Below are 20,374 nucleotides of genomic sequence, written 5' to 3'. Positions count from 1 at the left end.
GCCGCTTCGGCCGGTAGCCGCCACCGGGCGCTCCGGCCGGTCCCGTGGGACCGGCCGGAGGAACCGGGCCGCGGGGTCAGCCGACCCAGGGCCGCCAGACGTCCTCGTGGCGCTCCACCCACTTCCGCGCCGCCTGCCCGGGCGTCAGCTTCTCCTCGGCGATCATCAGGGCGACCTCGTTCTGCGCCTCGACGGTCCAGTGGAACTTCTTCAGGAACGCGGCGGCCCGGCCGCCCTCGTCCGCGAACCGCGCGTTGAGGTACTTCCGCAGCGGCGTGTGCGGGTAGGCACAGGCCACCTTCTCCGGATCGGCGTCGCAGCCCTCGGTGTACTCGGGCAGCTTCACTTCCGTCATCGGGACCCGTTCGAACAGCCACTGGGGCTTGTACCAGTAGGTGAGGAAGGGCTTCTTCTCCTGCGCGAACTGCCTGATCTGGGTGATCTGGGCCGCCTCGGAGCCCGCGAAGACCACCTCCAGGTCCAGGCCCAGGTTCTTCACCAGCGCCTTGTCGTTCGTGACGTACGAGGGGGAGCCGTCCAGCAGTTGCCCCTTGCCGCGGCTCTCGGGCGTGCGCAGTTGGTCGGTGTACTTGCCGAGGTTCTTCCAGTCGGTGACGTCCGGGTGCTCCTCGGCGAAGTACGTGGGCACGAACCAGCCGATGTGGCCGGTGACCCCGAGGTCGCCCCCGCTCACGATCGTCTTCTTCTGCTCCACGTACCGCTTCTGCTGTTCGGGGTGGCCCCAGTCCTCCAGGATCGCGTCGACCCGGCCCTGGCTGAGGGCGTCCCAGGCGGGCACCTCGTCGACCTGGACGGTGTCCACCCGGTAACCCAGTTCGTGTTCGAGCAGATAACCCGCCACGGCGGTGTTGGCCTGCGCGCCGACCCAGGACTGGACCGACAGCGTCACGGTCTTCGCGCCCCGGGCGGCGGCGTACGGCGAGGACTGGCGGGTCATGTCCGCGGCCCCGCAGCCGGTGAGCACGGCCAGGGCGGTCCCGGCGGCGAGCGCGGCGAGGGCCGCGCGGCGTGTGGTCGGACGGCGTGTGGCAGAACGGCGTGTGGCAGGACGGGTTTCAGGCATCCCGTGCCTCCTTCGCGGGCTGGGTGAGGCGGTCGAGCACGATGCCGAGGCAGACGATCGCCGCGCCCGCCACGAGCCCGGTGGCCAGGTCGCCCTGGGCGAGCCCGAGCACCACCTCGTAGCCCAGGGCGCCACCGCCGACCAGGCCGCCGATGATGACGACGGCCAGGACCAGGACCACGGCCTGATTGACGGCCAGCAGCAAGGCGGGCCGGGCGAGCGGAAGTTGGACCTGCCGCAGCTGCTGGGCGCCGGTGGCTCCGAGGGAGCGCGCCGACTCCAGCGCGGCCGGATCCACCGCGCGCAGTCCCTGTGTGGTGATGCGGATGACGGCGGGCAGCGCGTACACCACGGCGGCGGCCGCGGCCGGGGCGCGGCCGACCCCGAAGAGGGCGACGACCGGGATGAGGTAGACGAACTGCGGCATGGTCTGGCAGACGTCGAGCACCGGCCGCAGCAGCCGTTCCGCGCGTTCGCTGCGGGCGGCGCCGAGGGAGATCCCGAAGCCGAGTACGAGCGTCACCGCGACCGCGGCGAGCACCTGCGAGAGGGTGTCCAGCGCGGGATCCCACACGCCGAGCACGCCGATGGCGGCCAGGGCGAGGACGGCGGTCAGCGCACTGCGCCAGGTCCCGGCGAGCAGGCCGACCGCGCCGACCAGCAGCAGGAGCAGCCACCAGGGGGACGCCTGGAGTCCGGTCCGCAGCGGGTCGAGGAGCAGCCCGGTGAAGCGGGCGGCCCAGTCGGCGGTGCCGCCGACGACGGGAACCCCGGAGTGGAGGTGGCCGGTCATCCAGGCGACGGCCCGGTTGACCGGGTCCGCGAGGGGCACCGTCCACGAGCCCGGCCACTGCGCCGCGCCCGGTATCCGGCCCAGGGCCGCCACGGCGACGGCCGCGAGGAAGCAGAGCAGCCCCCCGTACCGGCCCGCGAACACACGCCGTGGGAAGGGGAGTTCGGCGGTCGGCGGCGCCGCGCCGCCGAGCCGCCTGCCCGCCGCGTCGGCCGTACGGTCCAGTACGACGGCGAGCAGCACGATCGGGATGCCCGCGGAGAGGGCCGCGCCGACGTCCACGGAGGCCAGGGCCTGGTAGACCCGGTCGCCGAGGCCGCCCGCGCCGATCACCGAGGCGATGACGGCCATGGACAGGCCCATCATGACGGCCTGGTTGACGCCGAGCAGGATCTGCTTGCGGGCCATCGGCAGCCGGGCGGTCAGCAGCCGCTGACGTCCGGTCGCGCCGAGCGAGGCCGCCGCCTCCAGGACGCCCGCGTCGGCCCCGCGCAGCCCGAGCGCGGTGAGCCGGGCCATGGGCGGGGCGGCGTAGACCACGGTGGCGAGCACGGCGGCGGGCACCCCGATGCCGAAGACGAGCACCATCGGCAGCAGGTACGCGAAGGCGGGCAGGATCTGCATGGTGTCCAGTACGGGCCGCAGGGCGCGTTCGGTGCGCGGCGACAGCCCGGCGGCGAGGCCGAGCAGACCGCCGACGGCGACGGAGGCGGCGACGGCCACCACCATCAGGGCCAGGGTCTGCATGGTCGGCACCCACATGCCCAGCAGGCCGCAGGCGGCGAAGGCGGCCATCGAGGTCAGCGCGAGCCGGACCCCGGCGAGGCGCCAGGCGACCAGCCCGGCCAGGGCGGTGACCCCGGTCCATCCGGCGGCGAGCAGCACCACGTACACCGCGCGGACGGACACCACGACGGCATTGCTGACGTGCCCGAAGAAGTAGAGGAACAGCGGGTGGCTGTCCCGGTGGTCGATGATCCAGTCACCGGCCCGCCCGAGCGGCGCGGACAGGTCCACGGCCAGGTTGCCGGGCCAGCTCCCCGCACCGGGGTAGAGCACGCCCAGTGTGGTTAGTACGGCCGCGGCGACGGCGAGGGGCAGGACCCTGCGGCCGACGCGGAGGAGCACCGGGGAGCCGGAGCGCCGCGCGTGCGCCCCCGAGGAGGCGGCGGGCGGGCGCGGATCGCGCACGGGCATGCCGGTGCTGGGCGTGGTGGGCGATGCGGGCGTGGTCGCGGAGGTCATCGGCGCCACCCCTGGGCCCCGGCGGTCCTGATCCGCGGGCACGCGGTGCGGCATCTCACGCGACCGCCTCCCCGCTCGCCCGGCCGGGTATTCCGGCGACGACGGCGAGCAGGGCCGCGTCGTCGACCACGCCCAGGCAACGGCCGCCGTCGACGACCCGGGCCGGGCCGCCGCTGCGGGCCACCGCCTCGATGGCCGCCACGACCGTGGTGGCGGGGGCGAGGCACACGCCCCGCTCGGCCTCGCCCGGGGTCGCGGGACGCATGGCGCTGCGCACGGTGAGCACCTGCTCGCGCGGTACGTCGCGGACGAAGTCCCGCACGTAGTCGTCGGCCGGGGAGCCGACGATCTCCTCCGGGGTCCCGAGCTGCACGATCCGGCCGTCGCGCATCAGGGCGATCCGGTCGCCGAGGCGCAGCGCTTCGGTCAGGTCGTGGGTGATGAAGACCATGGTGCGGCCCTCTTCGTGGTGCAGGCGGCCCACCTCTTCCTGCATCTCCCGCCGGATCAGCGGGTCGAGGGCGCTGAACGGCTCGTCGAACAGGAGGACTTCGGGATCGGCGGCGAGGGCGCGGGCGAGGCCGACGCGCTGCTGCTGGCCGCCGGAGAGTTCGCCGGGGCGGCGTCCCTCCAGGCCTTCGAGACCGACCTTGACGGTCATCTCGGCGGCCTTGGCGCGCCGTTCGGCGCGGCCCGCCCCCTGGATCTCCAGACCGTAGGCGATGTTGTCGAGGACCGTGCGGTGGGGCAGCAGGCCGAAGTGCTGGAAGACCATGGCGGCGCGGTGGCGGCGCAGCTCCCGCAGCCGGGCCCGGTCCATGGCGAGGACGTCCTCGCCGTCGATGGCGAGGGAACCGGCGGTGGGCTCGATCAGCCGGGTCAGGCAGCGTACGAGCGTGGACTTGCCCGATCCGGACAGGCCCATGACGACGAAGGCCTCGCCCTTGTGGACGTCGAAGCTGACGTCCCGGACGGCGGCGGTGCAGCCGGTGCGCTCGCGCAGTTCGGCGGCGGACAGGTCCGCGTGGGCCGGGCCGGGCACCCGGGCGGCCGCGGCCCGCGGGCCGAAGACCTTCCAGAGGCCGTCCACGGCGAAGACGGGCGCGTCGGTGCCCGTCGTGGAAGTGCCCGTCGTGGGTGTGCTCACGGTGGGTGTGGTCATCGGGCCCCGCCTCCCAGCGGCTCGGATCCGGGCAGGTCGGTTCCCGCAGGCTCGGTCGTCGGCAGCTCGGCGGCCAGCAGCTCGGCGGCCTTCTCGCCGACCATGAGCACTCCGATCATCGGATTGACCGCGGGCATCGTCGGGAAGACCGAGGCGTCCGCGATCCGGATGCCGTCCAGGCCCCGCACCCTCAGGTCCGGCCCCACCACCGCCCCGGCGTCGTCCACGGCCCCCATCCGGCAGGTGCCCGCCGGGTGGTAGACGGTGTGCGCGACGGAACGGGCGTACGCGCTCAGCTCCTCGTCGCCGGTGATCTCCGGCCCGGGACACACCTCGCGCGTGAGCCAGCCGGCCAGCGGCTCGGCCGCGGCGATCTCGCGGGCGATCCGGATCCCGTCGACCAGGGTGCGCGCGTCGTAGTCCTCCTCGTCCGTGAAGTACCGGAAGTCCAGGGCGGGTTTCACCTCGGGATCCGCACTGGTGAGGTAAAGGCGGCCACGGCTGCGCGGCTTGGGGATGTTCGGGGTCAACGACACCCCGTGCGCGGGGCGTTCATAGCCGATCCGCTCCGGGTTGTCGGTGAAGGGGATCTGGTAGAAGTGGAACATCAGGTCCGGACCCGGGGATCCGGGGTCGCGGCGCACGAAGAGTCCGGCGTCGCTGTCCATCGCCGAGTTCCCGGGAATCGGGCCGTCCGTCTCCCACACGATCACCGACTCGGGGTGGTCGAGCAGGTTCTCGCCGACTCCGGGCAGGTCGTGCACGGGGGGAATGCCGAGCGCGGTGAGGTCCTCGCGCGGGCCGATCCCGGAGTGCAGCAGCAGCCGCGGCGTGTCGACCGCGCCCGCGCACACGACCACTTCGCGGCGGGCGAGGAGCAGCGAGGCGGCGCCGTCCGCGGACCGCACGCGCACCCCGCGCGCCCGGTTCCCCTCCAGCTCGATCCGGTGCGCCCAGGTCTCCAGCAGCAGGGTCAGGTTCGGCCGGTGGTCCATGACCGGGTGGAGGTAGGCCACCGAGGCGGAGGAGCGCTTGTTGGTCTCCGGGTGGTAGGCGAGGTCGAAGAACCCGACGCCCTCGTGGAACGGCTTGGCGTTGAACCCCTCGACCCGGGGCACGCCCAGCGCCTGCCCGGCCGCGGTCACGAAGTCGCGGGCGATCGCGTTGCGGTCGTCCTCGCCGACGGGCACGACGTTGTTCAGCAGTTTGTCGAAGTACGGGTCCATGGCGGCGGCGTGCCAGCCCTCGGCCCCGGCGTCGGACCATTCGTCCCAGTCCGAAGGCAGCGGCTTGAACGCGATCAGCGTGTTGTGCGAGGAGCAGCCGCCGAGCACGCGGGCGCGGCTGTGCCGGATGTGCGAATTGCCGCGCGGCTGTTCGGTGGTGGGGTAGTCGTAGTCGAGTTCGCCGCCGAGGAGTCCCATCCAGCGGCGCAGGGTGAGCACGTCGGGGCGGCCGACGTCGCTCGGCCCGCCCTCGATCACGGCGACCGTGACGTCCGGGTCCTCGGTGAGCCGGGAGGCGATCACCGAGCCCGCGGTGCCGCCGCCGACGATGACGTAGTCGTACTCCTGGGTGTCGTGCGGGGTGGCCGGGGTGTGCGCCGTCATGCGGTGTTCTCCTCTCGGCCCGCGAACCAGCGGACGGGACGGGGTGCGAGGTTCTGGTAGACGTGCTTGGTCTCGCGGTATTCGGCGAGGCCCGACGGTCCGAGTTCGCGCCCGGTGCCGGACTTCCCGAAGCCGCCCCACTCGGCCTGCGGCAGGTAGGGGTGGTAGTCGTTGATCCAGACCGTGCCGTGGCGCAGGCGGCCCGCCACACGGCGGGCGCGGCCCTGGTCGGCGGTCCAGACGGCGCCCGCGAGTCCGTAGTCGGTGTCGTTGGCGAGGGCCACGGCCTCGTCCTCGGTGAGGAACGTCTCCACGGTCAGCACCGGCCCGAAGACCTCCTCGCGCACGACGCGCATCGTGCGGTCGCAGCGGTCCAGGACGGTCGGGCGGTAGAAGTAGCCCGGCCCGGCGGGGCGTTCGCCGCCCGCGCGCAGCACGGCGCCTTCGGCGAGGGCGGAGGCGACGTAGGACTCGGTGCGCTCGCGCTGGGCCGCGGAGACCAGCGGGCCGCATTCGACGCCCGGCTCGGTGCCGCGGCCGAGGCGGATCTTCTCGGCGCGGCGGGCCAGTTCGGTGACGAACCGGTCGCGCACCGACGCCTCGACGATCAGCCGGGAGCCGGCCGAACAGACCTGGCCGCTGTGCATGAAGGCGGCGTTGAGGGCCTGGTCGACGGCCGTGTCGAAGCCCGCCGCGGTGGCGCAGGCGTCGGCGAAGACCACGTTGGGGTTCTTGCCGCCGAGTTCGAGGGCGAGCTTCTTCACCGTGTCCGCCGCCGCGTGCGCGACCTTCGTACCGCTGTCGAGACCGCCGGTGAAGGAGACGAGGTCGACATCGGGGTGGGCGGCGAGCCGGGCGCCGACGGGGTCGCCGGCGCCGGTCACGATGTTGGCGACCCCCTCCGGCAGTCCTGCCTCCAGCAGCAGCTCGATCAGGACGACCGTGCTGAGCGGGGTCAGCTCGCTCGGCTTGATCACGAAGGTGTTGCCCGCGGCCAGCGCCGGGGCCACCTTCCAGCTCGCCTGGAGCAGCGGATAGTTCCACGGGGTGATCAGCGCGCACACGCCGACCGGCTCGTGGACGACCACGCTGTGGATGTCGGGGGACCCGGCGTCCACGACCCGGCCGCCGCCCTCGCCGATGACGAGGTCGGCGAAGTAACGGAAGGCGTCGCTGACGCAGTCCACGTCCACCCGGCCCTCTTCGAGGGTCTTGCCCGCGTCCAGGCTCTCCAGCAGCGCGATCCGTTCGCGGTCGCGCCGCAGCAGGTCGGCCGTGCGCCGCAGCAGCGCGGCGCGCTCGGCCACCGGGGTGCCCGGCCACTCGCCGCCGTCGAAGGCGGCGCGGGCCGATCCGACGGCCGCGTCCGCGTCGGCGGCGGTGCCCTCGGCGACCACCGCGAGCACGGTGGCGTCGGCGGGGTCCAGGATCTCCCGGGTGGCACCCGTCGAGGACGGCCGCCACCTCCCGGCGGTGTGGATGCTCTGCTGCTCGGACACGACGGGCTGTACCTCCGGAGTTCGCACCGCGGCCTGCCCGCGGTGGTGGTGCGGTGCGGCCCGCCTGCCCCGGGCTCCCGAGGACATGTCCCCCGCGTCACGGAAAGTGACAGGTGTCACGTTCCGCGCGACGGCCCGCGACGCCGCTGCGCTCCGGTCCACGGGGCCGCTTCCGCCACAGGGGTCGCCGGGACGAACCGGGCGTAACCTGGTCGGACCGCCGTATCCGCGCGTGAGTCATGGAGGCGGCGCATGACCGACCCCTTCGGCTTCCTCAGGACGCCCCGGCACCCCGTGCCCGCGCGCCCCGCCGACGAGCGGCTCGGCGACTGGCGGGAGGTCCACGCGGGCCAGGCCTCGCTGCCGCTGGTGTCGGCGCAGGCGAACCGCTGCATGGACTGCGGCATCCCCTTCTGCCACGCGGGCTGCCCGCTGGGCAACCTCATCCCCGAATGGAACGCGTACGCCGCCCACGGCGACTGGCGGGCCGCCTCGGACCGGCTGCACGCGACGAACAACTTCCCCGAGTTCACCGGCCGGCTCTGCCCGGCGCCCTGCGAGGAGGCCTGCGTCCTCGCGATCAACGCCGATCCGGTGACCATCAAGAACGTCGAGGAGACCATCGCCGACCAGGCCTGGGAACACGGCTACACGGCGCCCGTGCCCCCGGAGCGGCTCAGCGGCAAGACCGTCGCCGTGATCGGCTCGGGCCCCGCCGGGCTCGCCGCCGCCCAGCAGCTGACCCGCGCCGGGCACACCGTCGTCGTCTTCGAGCGCGCCGATCGGATCGGCGGGCTGCTCCGCTACGGCATACCGGCGTTCAAGATGGAGAAGTCGCACCTGGACCGCCGCGTCCGGCAGATGCGGGACGAGGGAACCGCCTTCCGTACGGACGCGGACGTCGGCGGCCGGATCGACGCGGCCGGGCTCCGGGCCACGCACGACGCGGTGATCGTCGCGGTCGGCGCGACGGAGCGCCGGGAGCTGCCCGTGCCGGGCCGCGGGCTACGGGGCATCCACCAGGCCATGGACTATCTGACCGGCGCCAACCGGGTCGCGGAGGGCGACCTTCCGGCCCCCGAGGTCAGCGCCGAGGGGCGGCACGTGGTGATCGTCGGCGGCGGGGACACCGGCTCCGACTGCCTGGGCACCGCGCTGCGCCAGCGGGCCCGCTCGGTGGTCCAGCTCGACATCAACCCGCAGCCCGGCCCCACCCGCCCCGACGGCCAGCCCTGGCCCCTGTACCCGAAGGTCTACCGGGTCTCGCACGCCCACGAGGAGGCGCGCACCCGCGACGGCGCCGACCCGAGGGAGTTCTCCAGCGCCACCGTCCATTTCGAAGGGGATGCCGCGGGCCGGGTACGGGCGCTGCACCTGACCGCGGTGGAGCCCGCCGGGCGCCGCTCCCTCCCCGGCACCGAGCGGGTCCTGGAAGCCGGGCTGGTGCTGCTGGCCCTGGGATTCACGGGCCCCGAACGGGCCTGCCCGCTGGGCGACCAGCTCGGCCTCGCCCGCGACGAGCGGGGCAATTTCGCCCGGACCGCCGACTTCGCGGCGCTCGGCTTCCCGGGCCGGTCCCCGGACGGGGTGTTCGTGGCGGGCGACGCCGGGCGCGGCCAGTCCCTGGTGGTGTGGGCCATCGCCGAGGGCCGCTCGGCGGCGGCCGCCACCGACCGCTACCTGACCGGCCGCACCACCCTGCACGCCCCCGTCGGCGCCCAGGACCGCCCGCTGCTCCTGCCCCTCGACGACCGCGCCTGGTGACCCGCGCGCGGGTGGCTGTCTTACGTCCCGTCGGCCGCCGTCACGCCGCGGACGTGCTCCAGGCTCGGACCAGCCAGCACCTCGTGCAGCCGCTGGAAGACCTGCCGGGCCGCGACCGCGTTCCAGTCGGCGGGCAGCAGTTCCGCGGGCAGGCCCGGGTCGAGGTAGGGCAGGCGGCGCCAGGCCGTGAGCATCGGCACGTAGTGGCGGAAGGCCTCGGCGGCGTCGATGCCGTCCTGCCCCGCGAGCCGCGCGGCGACCGGCGCGTAGGCGTCGGTGAACTCCGCGTACTGCGCCTGGATCGCCGGGAAGTCCCACCACGAGCTGACGGCCGCGGGCAGATCGCTGAACGCGGCGTAGTCGGCCGCGGCGAACAGGTGGACGTACTCGCTCAGCCCGAGCCGGACCAGCATGGCGCGCGCGTCCTGGAGCACCCGGCCCGGCGCCAGCCACACGCCGGAGGCGATGTTGCCGAAGCCGAGCCAGGTCAGCCGGGTGCGCAGCTGGTAGCGGTGGGAGCGCTCGGACTCCGGTACGGAGAACACCGCCAGCGCCCACCCGTCCGCCAGGTCCGCCGGTTCGAGGCTGGCGAAGATGCGCCGGTCGCCCGCGTCGAAGACGGGATGGACGGCCGGGCTGAGCCGGTAACCGGTGGCGCCGCGCCGCTCCGGTTCCAGGACGCCCTTCTTCTTCAGCCGCGAGATCGCCGAGCGGACCGCCTGGCTCTCCACGTCCAGCTCCGACATCAGGGTGATCAGGTCGGCGATGGAGATCCAGCCACCGCTGCCGCGCAGAAACGCCCCGTAGACCGTGTTGATCAACGAGCTGGGCCTGAGGGGGCTGTCCGACATGATCGCCTTCCGTTGGATGCGGTGGCGATCCTACCGAGCGGCCGTGCCGCCCACCCGCCGCAGGTCACCCCGCGATCGCCGCCCCCCGGACCAGCGGCGCCTCGGCGTACGCACCGGACAGCAGGTGCCCGGCCCCGGGGGCCACGGCGGGCAGGCCGAGGGCCCGCAGCATCTGGTGCGCGGTGCAGACGGCCGCGGAGACGACCGGCTTGCCGAGCAGTTGCTCCGCCTCCTCGATGGCCCCCAGCGACGGCATCTGCACACAGGCCGAGAGCACGACCGCGTCCGCGTCGGAGTGGTCGAGGGCGCGGGCCAGGCCGGGCAGCTTCGCCGGGTCGTGGGCGGCCACGTCCAGGTTGTTCGGTATCTCCAGCGCCCGGTAGTCCAGCACCTCGATGCCCTCGTGGGTCAGGTAGTCCACGACGGTCCGGGTGAGGGGACGCATGTAGGGGGCGATCAGGGCCACCTTGCGGGCGCCCATGGTGTGCAGCCCCTGGACCAGGGCCCCGGCGCTGGTGACCACGGGCGCGGGGGCGCCGTTCTCCGCGGTGCGCGCGTGCAGGCGCTCCTCGGAGGTCCGGTGGTAGCCCAGGCCCATGCTCATGATGGCCACCAGACAGGCGTAGCCGAGTACGTCGACGCGCGCGTCGGACAGTTCGACGGCGCAGCGGTCGGAGTCGGCGTCCATCGCCCGCAGTTGCTCCGGTGTCACCTCGGTCATCCGCATCCGGCTGGAGTGGAAGGTGAAGCGCTCCGGTGCGACGGCCTGCCGGGCGCGCAGGATCGCCGGGACCTCCGTCTCCATGGTGACGTTCGAACTCGGCACGATCTGGCCGATGCGGTAGGTGGGCTGGTGCGGCACGGGGTCTCCTCGGTGCGGTCCGGCGGCCTTCGGTACGGGGATCAACGGGCGTCCACGACGGGGTTGGTGAGGGTGCCGACGCACTCGACGGTGGCCTCGACGGTGTCGCCGGGGACGAGGAACTCGGGCGGGACCATCCCCGCCCCGACGCCCGAGGGGGAACCGGTCGCGATCACGTCACCGGGCTCCAGGGTCATGCCGGAGCTGATGTCGGCGATGAGCCGGGCGATCGGGAACAGCATGTGGCGGGTGTTGGACTTCTGCTTGGTGACGCCGTTGACGCGCAGTTCGAGGTCCAGGGCCATCGGGTCCGGGATCTCGTCGGCGGTGACCACCACGGGCCCGAAGGGAGCGTAGGAGTCCTGGCCCTTGGAGAAGAACCACTGGCCCGAGCGGCGCTGGTCGCGGGCGCTGATGTCGTTGACGATGCTGTAGCCGAAGACGTGCCCGTACGCCTCCTCCTCGGTCACCCGGAAGGCGGTGCGGCCGATGACGACGGCGAGTTCGCACTCCCAGTCCAGCTGGGCGGTGAGGTCGCCGTTGTGCAGGATGGGCGCCCCGGGCCCGGTGACGGCGGTGGCGGGCTTGCCGAACAGGACGGGTCGCGGCGGCAGTTCCTTGTCGGTGTCCAGGGTGCGGCTGGATTCCGCCACGTGCTCCACGTAGTTCAGACCCACCCCGATGATCTTTCCGGGCCGGTGCGGGGCGCACAGGCGGACCTCGTCGAGCCGGTGGACGGCGTGGCGGGGCAGCGCGCCGTCGAGCAGCCCGCGGACGGTGTCCAGGGCGGCGGGCCCGGCCTGGACGAGCGAGAGCAGGTCGTGCGGGATCCGGACCCCCGCGTGGTCGGCCAGGACGGCCAGGTCGTGGACGGAGCCGTCGCGCTCCGCGCCGAGGCGCGGCGCGGAGCCGGCGGGACCGGTGGTGAAGGTGAGCAGGCGCATGGTGTCTCCGGGGGAAGGGAAGCGAGGGTGAGGGAGCGTCAGGAAGTGCTCTGGTGACCGCCATTGCCGGTGAACGCCTCTTCGCGGTGGAATCCGAGCGAGCGCATCACGGGGAAGTCGTTGAAGGAGAAGAGGCAGGCGTCCTCGGCCGGGTCGAGGTTGTGGTGCTCGTGCCAGGCCCAGGACGGCACGCAGAAGATGTCGCCCTCCTGCCAGGCGAAGCGCTGCCCGGCGATCACCGAGACCCCGCGGCCCTTGGCCACGGTGTAGATCACCGAACCGGTGTGCCGGTGGGCGAGCGTGGCCTGCCCGGGGCGCAGCAGCTGCATGTGGGCGCCCATGGTGGGCATCACCGAGCCGCCGGTGACCGGGTTGGTGTACTCCGCGATGATCCCGTCGTAGGGGGAGCCCTCGGTGGCCTTGGCGAGGCCGCGCAGCGCCTCGTACGTCGCCTCCCATGGGTAGGCCAGCAGGGGGGAGTGGGGCCGGGTCCACCGCTCCACGCCGTAGGGGAGCAGGTTCGCCGCATAGGTCAGCACCGAGGAGTTGATCACCTTTCCGGGCCGCTGGTGGAGCTCGGGGTGGACCTCGTAGAAACCCGCGTCCAGGGCGTTGACCAGCGGGATGTCCAGGCCGTCCTGCCAGATCACCGGCGCGTCGGCCGCGTCGTTGCCGTGTTCGTGCCAGGTGCCGTTCGGGGTGATCGCGAAGTCGCGCGGGCCGACCTTCAGCTTCTGTCCGTCGACGATGGTCCAGGCCCCGGTGCCCTCGTGGACGAAGCGCAGCGCGGCGGCCTGGTGGCGGTGCGCGGTCATGGCCTCGCCGGGGCCCATGATCTGCAAGCCCGTGTAGAGCAGTCCGGCCGCCGCGCTGACGTCCTTGCGGCCGGGATTGACCAGCATGACCACGCGGCGCCCCGCGTCGTCCCCGGAGACCAGGCCGAGGGCCTTGTGGACGAGCGGGCGCAGCTCCTCGTAACGCCACAGCACCGGAACCGACTTGGGCTGCGGGTACCAGGGCTCGATGTCATTGGCGACGGTCCACAGCGCGCCCGCGTCACGGGCTTCCAGCTCGGCGTAGTAGGCGGTGAGTTCCGGGGTGTCGAGGACCCGTGCGCGGCCGAGCGCGGTGTCGTCCTGGGCGGGAGTCATGCGTCCTCCTCGGGAAGGGCGGTCGTCGGGCGGCCGGCCGGGGGGCCGGACAGGGGTGCGGTGAAGGTCACCGGGGGGCGGGGCCGGTTGTCGACTTCGAGGCGGAAGACGTCGAAGCGGTTGTAGTGGCCGGTGATGTCGTGCATCTGCTTGGGCTGGATGCACCGGGCCAGGTCGATCTCCGCGTAGACGATGCCCTCGTCGTCCACGAGCGGCGGGGTGACGGGGCGCCCGTCGGGGCCGAAGATGCCGGACAGCGCACTGCGCGGGCGGCTGAACTGAGCGCGCAGCTCCTCGTCGTCCCCGGCGATCAGATCGATGATCTCCGGGGAGACGGTGGAACAGGCCACCACGGAGAAGACCTTGCCCTCGAAGCTGTGCGCGGCCGTCCGTACGGCGATGGCCTCGGCCATGTCGTAGTCGGCGGGCGCCACGGGCAGGGCGATGTAGCAGGAGGCGTGCACCAGTTCGCCCTGCGCGAGCAGGGTGAACCGGGCCAGGGTGTTGGTGTTCTCTCCGCAGGCCAGGACGCCGAGCGGGCCGACGGGGGTCTTGTGCACGCGCAGCGAACTGCCGTCGCCCCCGGTCCAGGTGAGCTTCTCCGCCCAGGTGGGCACCAACTTGCGGTGCACGCCGAGGAGTTCACCGTCGGGTCCGATGGTCAGCAGGGTGTTGTACAGGACGCCGAGACTGTGCGGGGCGCGCTCGTTGACCCCGATGACCAGGACGACGCCGTACTGCCGGGCCGCCGCGCGCAGGGTGTCGACGTACGGGCCGGGGACGTCGATGGAGGCCCGGTGCAGGCGCTCGAACCAGGGCGAGCCCTGGACCGGGTTCATCGTCCAGTTCCAGTACGGGTATCCGGGGACGAACACCTCCGGGAAGACGACGAGCGTGGCGCCGTTCCCGGCGGCCTCGGCGATCAGCGAGACGGCCTTGTCGACGGTGGCGCCCGGGTCGAGGTAGACCGGGGACGCCTGGACGGCCGCCGCCGTGAAGCGGGGCAGGACGTACGGGGGATGGGTCTCCATGGGATCTCCTGGATCTCCTCGGGTCAACGGGTCAACGGGGCAACGGGGCAACGGGCCGCGGCGGTCGCGCGCGGCCGCCACCGCTGGTGCACCGGAGCCGCGGCCCGCCGCAGCAGTTCGAGGCGGGGCGGCACCCGGTCGGTACGGGCGGCGGGCGGCCGGCCGCTGCCCGCCGCCCAGGACCGGGCCCAGGGCGCGGCGGGCCCGCGGTACCCCTGGGCGGCGGCCGCGTGCAGGGTCCACAGCGGGTCGTGGAGCTGGGCGCGGCCCAGCGCGCACAGGTCCGCCCGGCCCGCCAGGATCACCGAGTTCACGTCGTCGTAGGTGGACAGCGCGCCGACGGCGATGGTCGCCAGCCCGGTGGCGTTGCGGATCAGATCGGCGTACGGCGTCTGGTAGCTGCGGCCGAAGCGGGGCCGCTCGTGGGCCACGACCTCACCGGTCGAGACGTCGATCGCGTCCGCGCCCGCGGCTCCCAGGGCCCGGGCGATGCCCACGGCCTCCGCCTCGCTCAGCCCTCCCTCCGCCCAGTCGGCCGCGGAGATCCGCACCAGCAGGGCCTTCCCGGCGGGCCACACCGCCCGTACCGCGCCCAGCACTTCGAGCGGGAAGCGCAGCCGCCCGGCCGGCCCGTCGCCGTAGGCGTCGGTGCGCCGGTTGGTCAGCGGTGAGAGGAACCCGGACATCAAATGGCCGTGCCCGTACTGGAGTTCCAGTACGTCGAACCCGGCCCGGTCGGCCCGCTCGGCCGCCCGTGTGAAGTCCCGCACGATCAGGTCCATATCGGCCCGGGTGGCCTCCCGCGGCAGCGGGCTCCCCTCGTCCCAGGCCAGCGCGGAGGCGGCCAGCGGCGCCCCGTCGGCCGCGCGGCGGCCCGCATGGGTGAGCTGGACGCCCAGGCAGGCGTCCGACTGCCCGTGCACGAACGCGGTGATCCGCCGCCAGGCGGCCTCCTGCTCGTCGGTCCACAGCCCGGGGCAGCCCGCGTCGGTCCGTCCGTCCGCGCTGACGGCGGTCGCCCCGGCCAGGACCAGGGCCGGGCCGCCGAGCGCCTGGGTGGCGAGGTGGACGAGGTCGAAGTCGCCCGGCACCCCGTCGCGGGCCGTCGACAGGGCGACGGGCGCCGCGACGATCCGGTTGCGCAGCCGCAGACCCCCGAGCGGGAAGGGCCGGAACATCGGCGGCACCGGGGCGGAGGCGTTGACCGCGGTGGTGAACTCCTCGTCCCGCGCGCGCAGACCGTCGTAGGTGACCCGGCGGCTGCGGGTCAGCAGGTTGAAGGCGAACTGGTGCGGGTCCTGGCCGGTGTACCGGTCGATGTGCTCGAACCATTCGAGGCTGGCCTGGGCCGCCCGCTGCGTCGACTCCACGACCGGCCTGCGCTCGTCCTCGTACGCCGCCAGCGCGCCCGGCACGTCGGGGTGTTCGTGCAGGCAGGCGGCCAGCGCGAGGGCGTCCTCCATGGCGAGCTTGGTGCCGGAGCCGATCGAGAAGTGGGCGGTGTGCGCGGCGTCCCCGAGCAGCACGGTGTTGCCGTGGCGCCAGGTCCGGTTGCGCACCGTGGTGAAGCGCAGCCACTTGGAGTTGTTGGGCAGCAGCCGGTGCCCGTCGAGGTGGCCGGCGAGGATCTCCTCGCAGCGGCGGATGCCCTCCTCGTCGCTCGCGCCGGGCGGCAGGTCCCGGCCCTCGGAGCGGTCGAAGCCGCCGCGCCGCCAGGTGTCCTCGTCCATCTCGACGATGAAGGTGGACCGGGTGTCGTCGTACGGGTACGCGTGCACCTGGAGGGTGCCGAAGTCCCGCTCCTCGACGATGAAGGTGAAGGCCTCGAAGACCTTGTCGGTGCCCAGCCACATGTAGCGGCCGGTGCGCTCGTCCAGATCGGTGGCGAAGGTGTCCGCGTAGGCGGCGCGCGTCGCCGACCGTACGCCGTCACAGGCCACCACCAGGTCGTAGTCGGCGGCCAGTTGCTCCGGCGGCGGGGCCTGGGTGCGGTAGCGGACGTCGACCTCCAGGGCGGCGCAGCGGTCCTGGAGGATGCCCAGCAGCCGACGGCGGCCCAGCGCGGCGAAACCGTGGCCGCCGGAGGTGAGGGTGTGCCCGCGGTGGCGGACGTCGATGTCGCTCCAGCGGGCGAACTCCGCCGACATCGCGGCGTGCACGACCGGATCGGCCTGGGCGATGCCGTCGAGGGTCTCGTCGGAGAAGACGACCCCGAAACCGAAGGTGTCGTCGGGGGAGTTGCGCTCCCAGACGGTGATCTCCCAGTGCGGGGAAAGCTGTTTGGCCAGGGCGGCGAAGTACAGGCCGCCGGGCCCGCCTCCGATGACTGCTACGCGCACGGGGCGCCTCCTCGGGTGTGCTCGATCAGTTCGGGGCTCTGCGGTCCCGCCTGGGTGAGGACCGCGCGGACCTCGGCGGGCCAGGGGGTGGCCCCCGTGGCGCGGGCGGCGGAATGGGCGATGACCATGCGGCCGGTGGCGGCCTCCGCGCCCTCCTCCCCGTGGACGGTGAAGGCGTAGTGCAGGGAGCTGGCGCCGACCTTGGTGACGCGCAGCTCCGTCCGCACGGCCTCGCCGAACCAGAGCCGGGCCCGGTAGTCGGCCTCGAAGCGGACCCGGGGCGTGCTGCCGAACAGGTGGGACAGGCCCAGCCGGCGCAGCAGCACGGCCTCGGCCGCCTCGACCCAGCGCACGACCGTGGAATGGTGGTAGTGGCCGGCCGCGTCGGTGTCGGGCCACTCGACGCGGCGTTCGATCACGACGCTGGGCAGGTTCGGGGGCGGCGGGCCGTCCGACTCCCGGGCCCGCAGGCGCAGTTGGCCGCGCTGGAGCTTGCCGGTCCCGGTGCGCGGGAGTTCGGGTACGAACTCCACGGCGCGCGGGTACTTGAAGGGGGCGATGACCGCCTTGACGTGGTCCTGGAGTTCCCGGGCGGTGGCCGCGGTGGCCGGAACCCCGGCGCGCAGGACCACGTACGCCTTGACGAGCATCCCGCGCCGCTCGTCGGGGACTCCGACGACACCGCACTCCACGACGTACGGATGGCCGCCCAGCGCCTTCTCGACCTCCGGTCCCGCGATGTTGTAGCCGGAGGAGACGATCATGTCGTCGCTGCGGGCCACGTACCAGAAATAGCCGTCGGCGTCGCGGACGTAGGTGTCGCCGGTGATGTTCCAGCCGCCCCGGACGTACGCCGACTGGCGCGGATCGTCGAGGTAGCGGCAGCCGGTGGGCCCGGTGACGGCCAGCAGGCCGGGCTGCCCGTCGGGCACGGGCTCGCCGTGCTCGTCGACCACGGCGGCGCGGTAGCCGGGGACGGGGCGGCCCGTCGAGCCGGGCCGGATGTCCTCGTCGGCCGCGGAGATGAAGACGTGCAGCATCTCGGTGGCGCCGATGCCGTCGATGATCCGCAGCCCCGTGGCGGCGTGGAACTCCTCCCACACGGCGGCGGGCAGCGGCTCACCGGCGGACACGCAGCGCCGCAGCCCCGCCAGCCGGTCGGCCGCGCCCTCGGCCAGGATCGCGCGGTAGGCGGTCGGCGCGGTGAACAGGACGCTGACCCCGTGCGCGGCGACGAGGTCGGCGAGCTGCCGGGGCGTGGCCTGCTCGATCAGCAGGGTCGAGGCGCCGACCCGCAGGGGGAAGACCACCAGCCCGCCGAGGCCGAAGGTGAAGGCGAGCGGCGGGGTGCCCGTGAACACGTCGTCGGGGCGGGGCCGCAGCACGTGCCGGGAGAAGGTGTCCGCGTTGGCGAGGACGTCCCGGTGGAAGTGCAGGGTGGCCTTGGGCCGCCCGGTCGTGCCGGAGGTGAAGGCGATCAGCGCGACATCGTCCGCGGCCGTCTCCACCGAGGCGAAGTCGCCGTCCTTGGCGGCGCAGCGGACCGTGAGGTCCTCCGCGCCGGGGCCGCCGTACGGGACCACCAGCGGGGCGGTTCCGGCCTCTGCGGACCCGGCCTCGGGAGTGGCGGCCTCGGGGGCGGCGGCGGCCGAGCGGAGTTCTTCGAGGTACCGGTGGTCGCACAGGGCGATCGCGGGCCGGCTGATCCCGCACAGTTCGGCGAGTTCGGCCGCGCGCAGCAGCGGCACGGTGGTGACGGCCACCCCGCCCGCCTTCAGGACGCCGAACCAGGCGGCGACGAGCCACGGAGTGTTGGGTCCGCGCAGCAGGACGCGGTTGCCGGGCAGCAGGCCCAGGTCCTCGGTGAGCACCTGGGCGACCTGATTGGCGCGCCGGAGCAGTTCGCCGTACGTCCAGCTCTCGGTCGGGGTCAGGAGGCAGGGGCGGTCGGGTCCCCACCGCTCGACGGCGTCGTCGAGCAGGCTGTGGGCGCAGTTGAGCCGGTCCGGATAGGCCAGCTCCGGCAGGTCGAAGTGGAGTCGGGGCCAGAGGGCGAAGGGCGGAAGCCGGTCGCGGCAGAAGGAATCGGCATGTGCCGAGGGGGAGAGCTCCATGGGGCGCCACCTCAATCGGGGAGCAGCGGGGGAGATGGGGCAAGTATCTCGATATTTTGGCGATCGTCAATCATTCGCGATATTTCAGAGACGTGGACGCCCCCGCCGTGCCCCCGCCACGCCCCCGCCGCGGCCTCCCGGGCCGCCGTCAGGCAGCCGGCACGCGGACCCCGACGCGGTTGCCGAACTCGCCTGCGGCAAAAGTGAGTTCACCGCCCGTCTCGGCCGCCATCAGCTCCACCATCAGCAGGCCGCGCCCCGTCTCGGCGTCCGGATCGATCTCCGCGAGGAGGGTGGGGGGAGTGGTGCGGGGGGAGGGGAGCCGGGGCGGGGCGAGCGCTCCGTCGGTGACCTCCAGGTGCAGCCAGCCCGCGCGGAGGGTGACCCCGACCCGCATGCGGCGCGTGGAGGCGGCGTGCAGGACGACATTGCCGGTCAGCTCGCTGACGGCCAGCAGCAGGACGTCGGCGATCCCGGCGGTGACCCGCCAGCCGTCGAGGACGGCCCGGACGCGCGACCGGATCAGCGGGACGGCCGCGGCGGTGGGCTCGGCGGTCCAGCGGGCGAAGGCGCGGACCGCCCCGGGGGTGGTGGCCTGTGCGGCGGCGGGCGAGGGGCTGGCGGTGAGCATGGAGTGCTCCCTGGAGGGAAGGCGACGCCATCCGCGCTACGGCTCGTGTAACGGGTGAGGAACTCACCCGGCCCGTGGGCTTGTGGTCAGCGGAAACGCGTCGCTACAGTCGTGATTACACGTGTAACACGTTAAGCCTCCCCGGTATCCCGCGCAAGCAATTCGGACATACGTTACGAAGCCTTGCCCGTACCGGGGCCGCGCAGATTGGAAGGGCCGCAATGACCGAAGCTCCGCCCGCAGTCGACATGGGCGACATGACCTGGCCGCCCCCGCCCTACCAGGCGCCCGTACCGCCGGTGACGGACGTGCACGGGATCCGCCGCCACGACGGGGTCACCTACGCCACCACGCCCGGGTACCGCCCCCGGCTGCTCGACGTCCAAGTACCCCCGGGCGAGGGCCCGTTCCCGGCGGTCGTGTGGATCCACGGCGGCGGCTGGCTCGACGGCGACCGCCGCTACCCGCCGCCCACCGTGCCCGCCGCCCTGCTGCACGGCGCCGTACTGGGAGCCGGGCTCGCCCTGGTCTCCATCGACTACCGGCACAGCCTGGAGGCCCCCTTCCCGGCGCAGCTGCACGATGTGAAGGCCGCGATCCGCTACGTCCGCAAGTTCGCCGCGGTCCTCGGCATCGACCCGGACCGGATCGGCGTCTGGGGCGAGTCCGCAGGCGGCCACCTGGCCGCCCTCGCGGGCCTCGTCGGCCCGCACAGCGCGGACGGCGAAGCGCTGGAGGGCGCGCACGGCGTGGGCTCCGGGGACACCGCGGTCCGGGCCGTCGTCGACTGGTACGGGGTCTCCGACCTGGTCTCCCTCTCGGCGCACCCGATGCCGGAGATGCCGGTGGCGCCCGGGACCGAGTTCCCCGACCCGTACGTGGCCCTCCTCGGCGCACCCGTCGCCGAGCGCCCCGAGCTGGCCAGGGCCGCCAGCCCCGTCACGCACGCGACCCCGGGCTCGAACCCGCCGCCGTTCCTGCTCGTCCACGGCCGGCAGGACGGCCTGGTCCCCTACAGCCAGAGCGAGCAGCTCGCCGCGGCCCTGGCGGAAGCGGGCGGCGAGGTCACCCTGGAGCCCGTCGAGGGCGCCGACCACATCTTCCTCGGCTCGCCCGACGTCCCGCGCATCGTCGCGGACAGCGTCGCCTTCCTGGCCCGCCACCTCGGTGCCGATGCCTGAGCCCGGTCGGCACTGACATCACCACCGTGCCCGTGGGGGGCCCGGCCCGCACCGCCGGGCCCCCACGGGCACGACGTTCACCCCACCCCCGGCCGTGCAACGGCCGCGTGAGC

General features: G+C 73.6%; 14 protein-coding genes and 2 pseudogenes. 2 read left to right on the top strand and 14 right to left on the bottom strand.

Features of this window, described 5'->3' with window-relative positions; genetic code table 11:
* Positions 1-76: 76 nt before the first annotated feature.
* The 5 genes from OHS33_RS02885 to OHS33_RS02865 are packed head-to-tail and all read right to left on the bottom strand — an operon-like array spanning position 77 to position 7,393.
* Entirely contained in the window at positions 77-1,084 is a 1,008-nt protein-coding gene (locus OHS33_RS02885) for an ABC transporter substrate-binding protein (protein WP_443065195.1), read from the bottom strand.
* A complete protein-coding gene (locus OHS33_RS02880) occupies positions 1,077-3,122 on the bottom strand; it encodes an ABC transporter permease subunit (RefSeq protein ID WP_330328786.1) in 2,046 nt (681 codons plus the stop codon). The genes OHS33_RS02885 and OHS33_RS02880 overlap by 8 nt, the downstream gene beginning before the upstream one ends.
* Before the next feature lie 55 nt (positions 3,123-3,177).
* On the bottom strand, positions 3,178-4,284 hold the full coding sequence (locus OHS33_RS02875) for a quaternary amine ABC transporter ATP-binding protein (RefSeq protein WP_330328785.1): 1,107 nt from the start codon (positions 4,282-4,284) through the stop codon (positions 3,178-3,180).
* Entirely contained in the window at positions 4,281-5,894 is a 1,614-nt protein-coding gene (locus OHS33_RS02870; protein ID WP_330328784.1) for a GMC family oxidoreductase, read from the bottom strand. Before OHS33_RS02870 ends, OHS33_RS02875 begins: the two co-directional genes overlap by 4 nt.
* The gene (locus tag OHS33_RS02865; protein WP_330328783.1) at positions 5,891-7,393 is read right to left on the bottom strand and encodes an aldehyde dehydrogenase family protein; all 1,503 of its coding nucleotides are present in this window, start codon (positions 7,391-7,393) and stop codon (positions 5,891-5,893) included. The genes OHS33_RS02870 and OHS33_RS02865 overlap by 4 nt, the downstream gene beginning before the upstream one ends.
* 252 nt (positions 7,394-7,645) lie before the next feature.
* On the opposite strand from OHS33_RS02865, the gene OHS33_RS02860 reads away from it, so the two are divergent.
* Positions 7,646-9,157 carry a glutamate synthase subunit beta gene (locus OHS33_RS02860; protein ID WP_330328782.1) on the top strand — a complete coding sequence of 504 codons (1,512 nt, stop codon included), beginning with the start codon at positions 7,646-7,648 and terminating at the stop codon, positions 9,155-9,157.
* Positions 9,158-9,177: 20 nt separating this feature from the next.
* On the opposite strand, the gene OHS33_RS02855 is transcribed toward OHS33_RS02860, so the two are convergent.
* The 9 genes and pseudogenes from OHS33_RS02855 to OHS33_RS02815 all read right to left on the bottom strand — a co-directional run bounded on the left by OHS33_RS02855 (position 9,178) and on the right by OHS33_RS02815 (position 19,080).
* Entirely contained in the window at positions 9,178-10,008 is an 831-nt protein-coding gene (locus tag OHS33_RS02855) for a PaaX family transcriptional regulator (RefSeq protein WP_330328781.1), read from the bottom strand.
* Between the two features lie 64 nt (positions 10,009-10,072).
* Positions 10,073-10,813 (bottom strand): maleate cis-trans isomerase family protein, encoded by a 741-nt coding sequence (locus OHS33_RS02850; RefSeq protein ID WP_330334880.1) that lies wholly within the window; start codon positions 10,811-10,813, stop codon positions 10,073-10,075.
* Positions 10,814-10,911: 98 nt separating this feature from the next.
* Entirely contained in the window at positions 10,912-11,814 is a 903-nt protein-coding gene (locus tag OHS33_RS02845; protein ID WP_330328780.1) for a fumarylacetoacetate hydrolase family protein, read from the bottom strand.
* A gap of 38 nt (positions 11,815-11,852) precedes the next feature.
* Positions 11,853-12,965 carry a cupin domain-containing protein gene (locus tag OHS33_RS02840; RefSeq protein WP_330328779.1) on the bottom strand — a complete coding sequence of 371 codons (1,113 nt, stop codon included), beginning with the start codon at positions 12,963-12,965 and terminating at the stop codon, positions 11,853-11,855.
* Positions 12,962-13,996: a carbon-nitrogen hydrolase family protein gene (locus tag OHS33_RS02835; RefSeq protein ID WP_330328778.1), complete on the bottom strand. Its 1,035-nt coding sequence runs from the start codon at positions 13,994-13,996 to the stop codon at positions 12,962-12,964. Before OHS33_RS02835 ends, OHS33_RS02840 begins: the two co-directional genes overlap by 4 nt.
* Positions 13,997-14,019: 23 nt before the next feature.
* Positions 14,020-16,335 (bottom strand): oxidoreductase, encoded by a 2,316-nt coding sequence (locus tag OHS33_RS02830; RefSeq protein WP_330328777.1) that lies wholly within the window; start codon positions 16,333-16,335, stop codon positions 14,020-14,022.
* Positions 16,326-16,679 (bottom strand): annotated as a pseudogene (locus OHS33_RS02825) (acyl-CoA thioesterase); the annotation flags it as partial. The gene OHS33_RS02830 and the pseudogene OHS33_RS02825, both read right to left, overlap by 10 nt.
* Before the next feature lie 93 nt (positions 16,680-16,772).
* Positions 16,773-18,449 (bottom strand): annotated as a pseudogene (locus OHS33_RS02820) (AMP-binding protein); the annotation flags it as partial.
* Positions 18,450-18,597: 148 nt separating this feature from the next.
* The gene (locus OHS33_RS02815) at positions 18,598-19,080 is read right to left on the bottom strand and encodes an ATP-binding protein (protein ID WP_330328776.1); all 483 of its coding nucleotides are present in this window, start codon (positions 19,078-19,080) and stop codon (positions 18,598-18,600) included.
* Positions 19,081-19,301: 221 nt separating this feature from the next.
* Between OHS33_RS02815 and OHS33_RS02810 the strand changes: the two genes are divergently transcribed.
* On the top strand, positions 19,302-20,261 hold the full coding sequence (locus tag OHS33_RS02810) for an alpha/beta hydrolase (RefSeq protein ID WP_330328775.1): 960 nt from the start codon (positions 19,302-19,304) through the stop codon (positions 20,259-20,261).
* Positions 20,262-20,374 lie beyond the last annotated feature (113 nt).

Source organism: Streptomyces sp. NBC_00536 (assembly GCF_036346295.1).
In the GTDB taxonomy this organism is placed as follows: Bacteria; Actinomycetota; Actinomycetes; order Streptomycetales; family Streptomycetaceae; genus Streptomyces.
The sequence above is the reverse complement of the archived record's forward strand: the minus strand, read 5'-3'. Positions and strand labels throughout refer to the sequence as shown.

Bases quoted from the DNA above. Each gene is read 5' to 3' on its own strand.
- OHS33_RS02885 (WP_443065195.1), bottom strand. From the start codon at position 1,084: ATGCCTGAAACCCGTCCTGCCACACGCCGTTCTGCCACACGCCGTCCG.
- OHS33_RS02880 (WP_330328786.1), bottom strand. From the start codon at position 3,122: ATGACCTCCGCGACCACGCCCGCATCGCCCACCACGCCCAGCACCGGC.
- OHS33_RS02875 (WP_330328785.1), bottom strand. From the start codon at position 4,284: ATGACCACACCCACCGTGAGCACACCCACGACGGGCACTTCCACGACG.
- OHS33_RS02870 (WP_330328784.1), bottom strand. From the start codon at position 5,894: ATGACGGCGCACACCCCGGCCACCCCGCACGACACCCAGGAGTACGAC.
- OHS33_RS02860 (WP_330328782.1), top strand. From the start codon at position 7,646: ATGACCGACCCCTTCGGCTTCCTCAGGACGCCCCGGCACCCCGTGCCC.
- OHS33_RS02855 (WP_330328781.1), bottom strand. From the start codon at position 10,008: ATGTCGGACAGCCCCCTCAGGCCCAGCTCGTTGATCAACACGGTCTAC.
- OHS33_RS02850 (WP_330334880.1), bottom strand. From the start codon at position 10,813: ATGGAGACGGAGGTCCCGGCGATCCTGCGCGCCCGGCAGGCCGTCGCA.
- OHS33_RS02845 (WP_330328780.1), bottom strand. From the start codon at position 11,814: ATGCGCCTGCTCACCTTCACCACCGGTCCCGCCGGCTCCGCGCCGCGC.
- OHS33_RS02840 (WP_330328779.1), bottom strand. From the start codon at position 12,965: ATGACTCCCGCCCAGGACGACACCGCGCTCGGCCGCGCACGGGTCCTC.
- OHS33_RS02835 (WP_330328778.1), bottom strand. From the start codon at position 13,996: ATGGAGACCCATCCCCCGTACGTCCTGCCCCGCTTCACGGCGGCGGCC.
- OHS33_RS02815 (WP_330328776.1), bottom strand. From the start codon at position 19,080: ATGCTCACCGCCAGCCCCTCGCCCGCCGCCGCACAGGCCACCACCCCC.
- OHS33_RS02810 (WP_330328775.1), top strand. From the start codon at position 19,302: ATGACCGAAGCTCCGCCCGCAGTCGACATGGGCGACATGACCTGGCCG.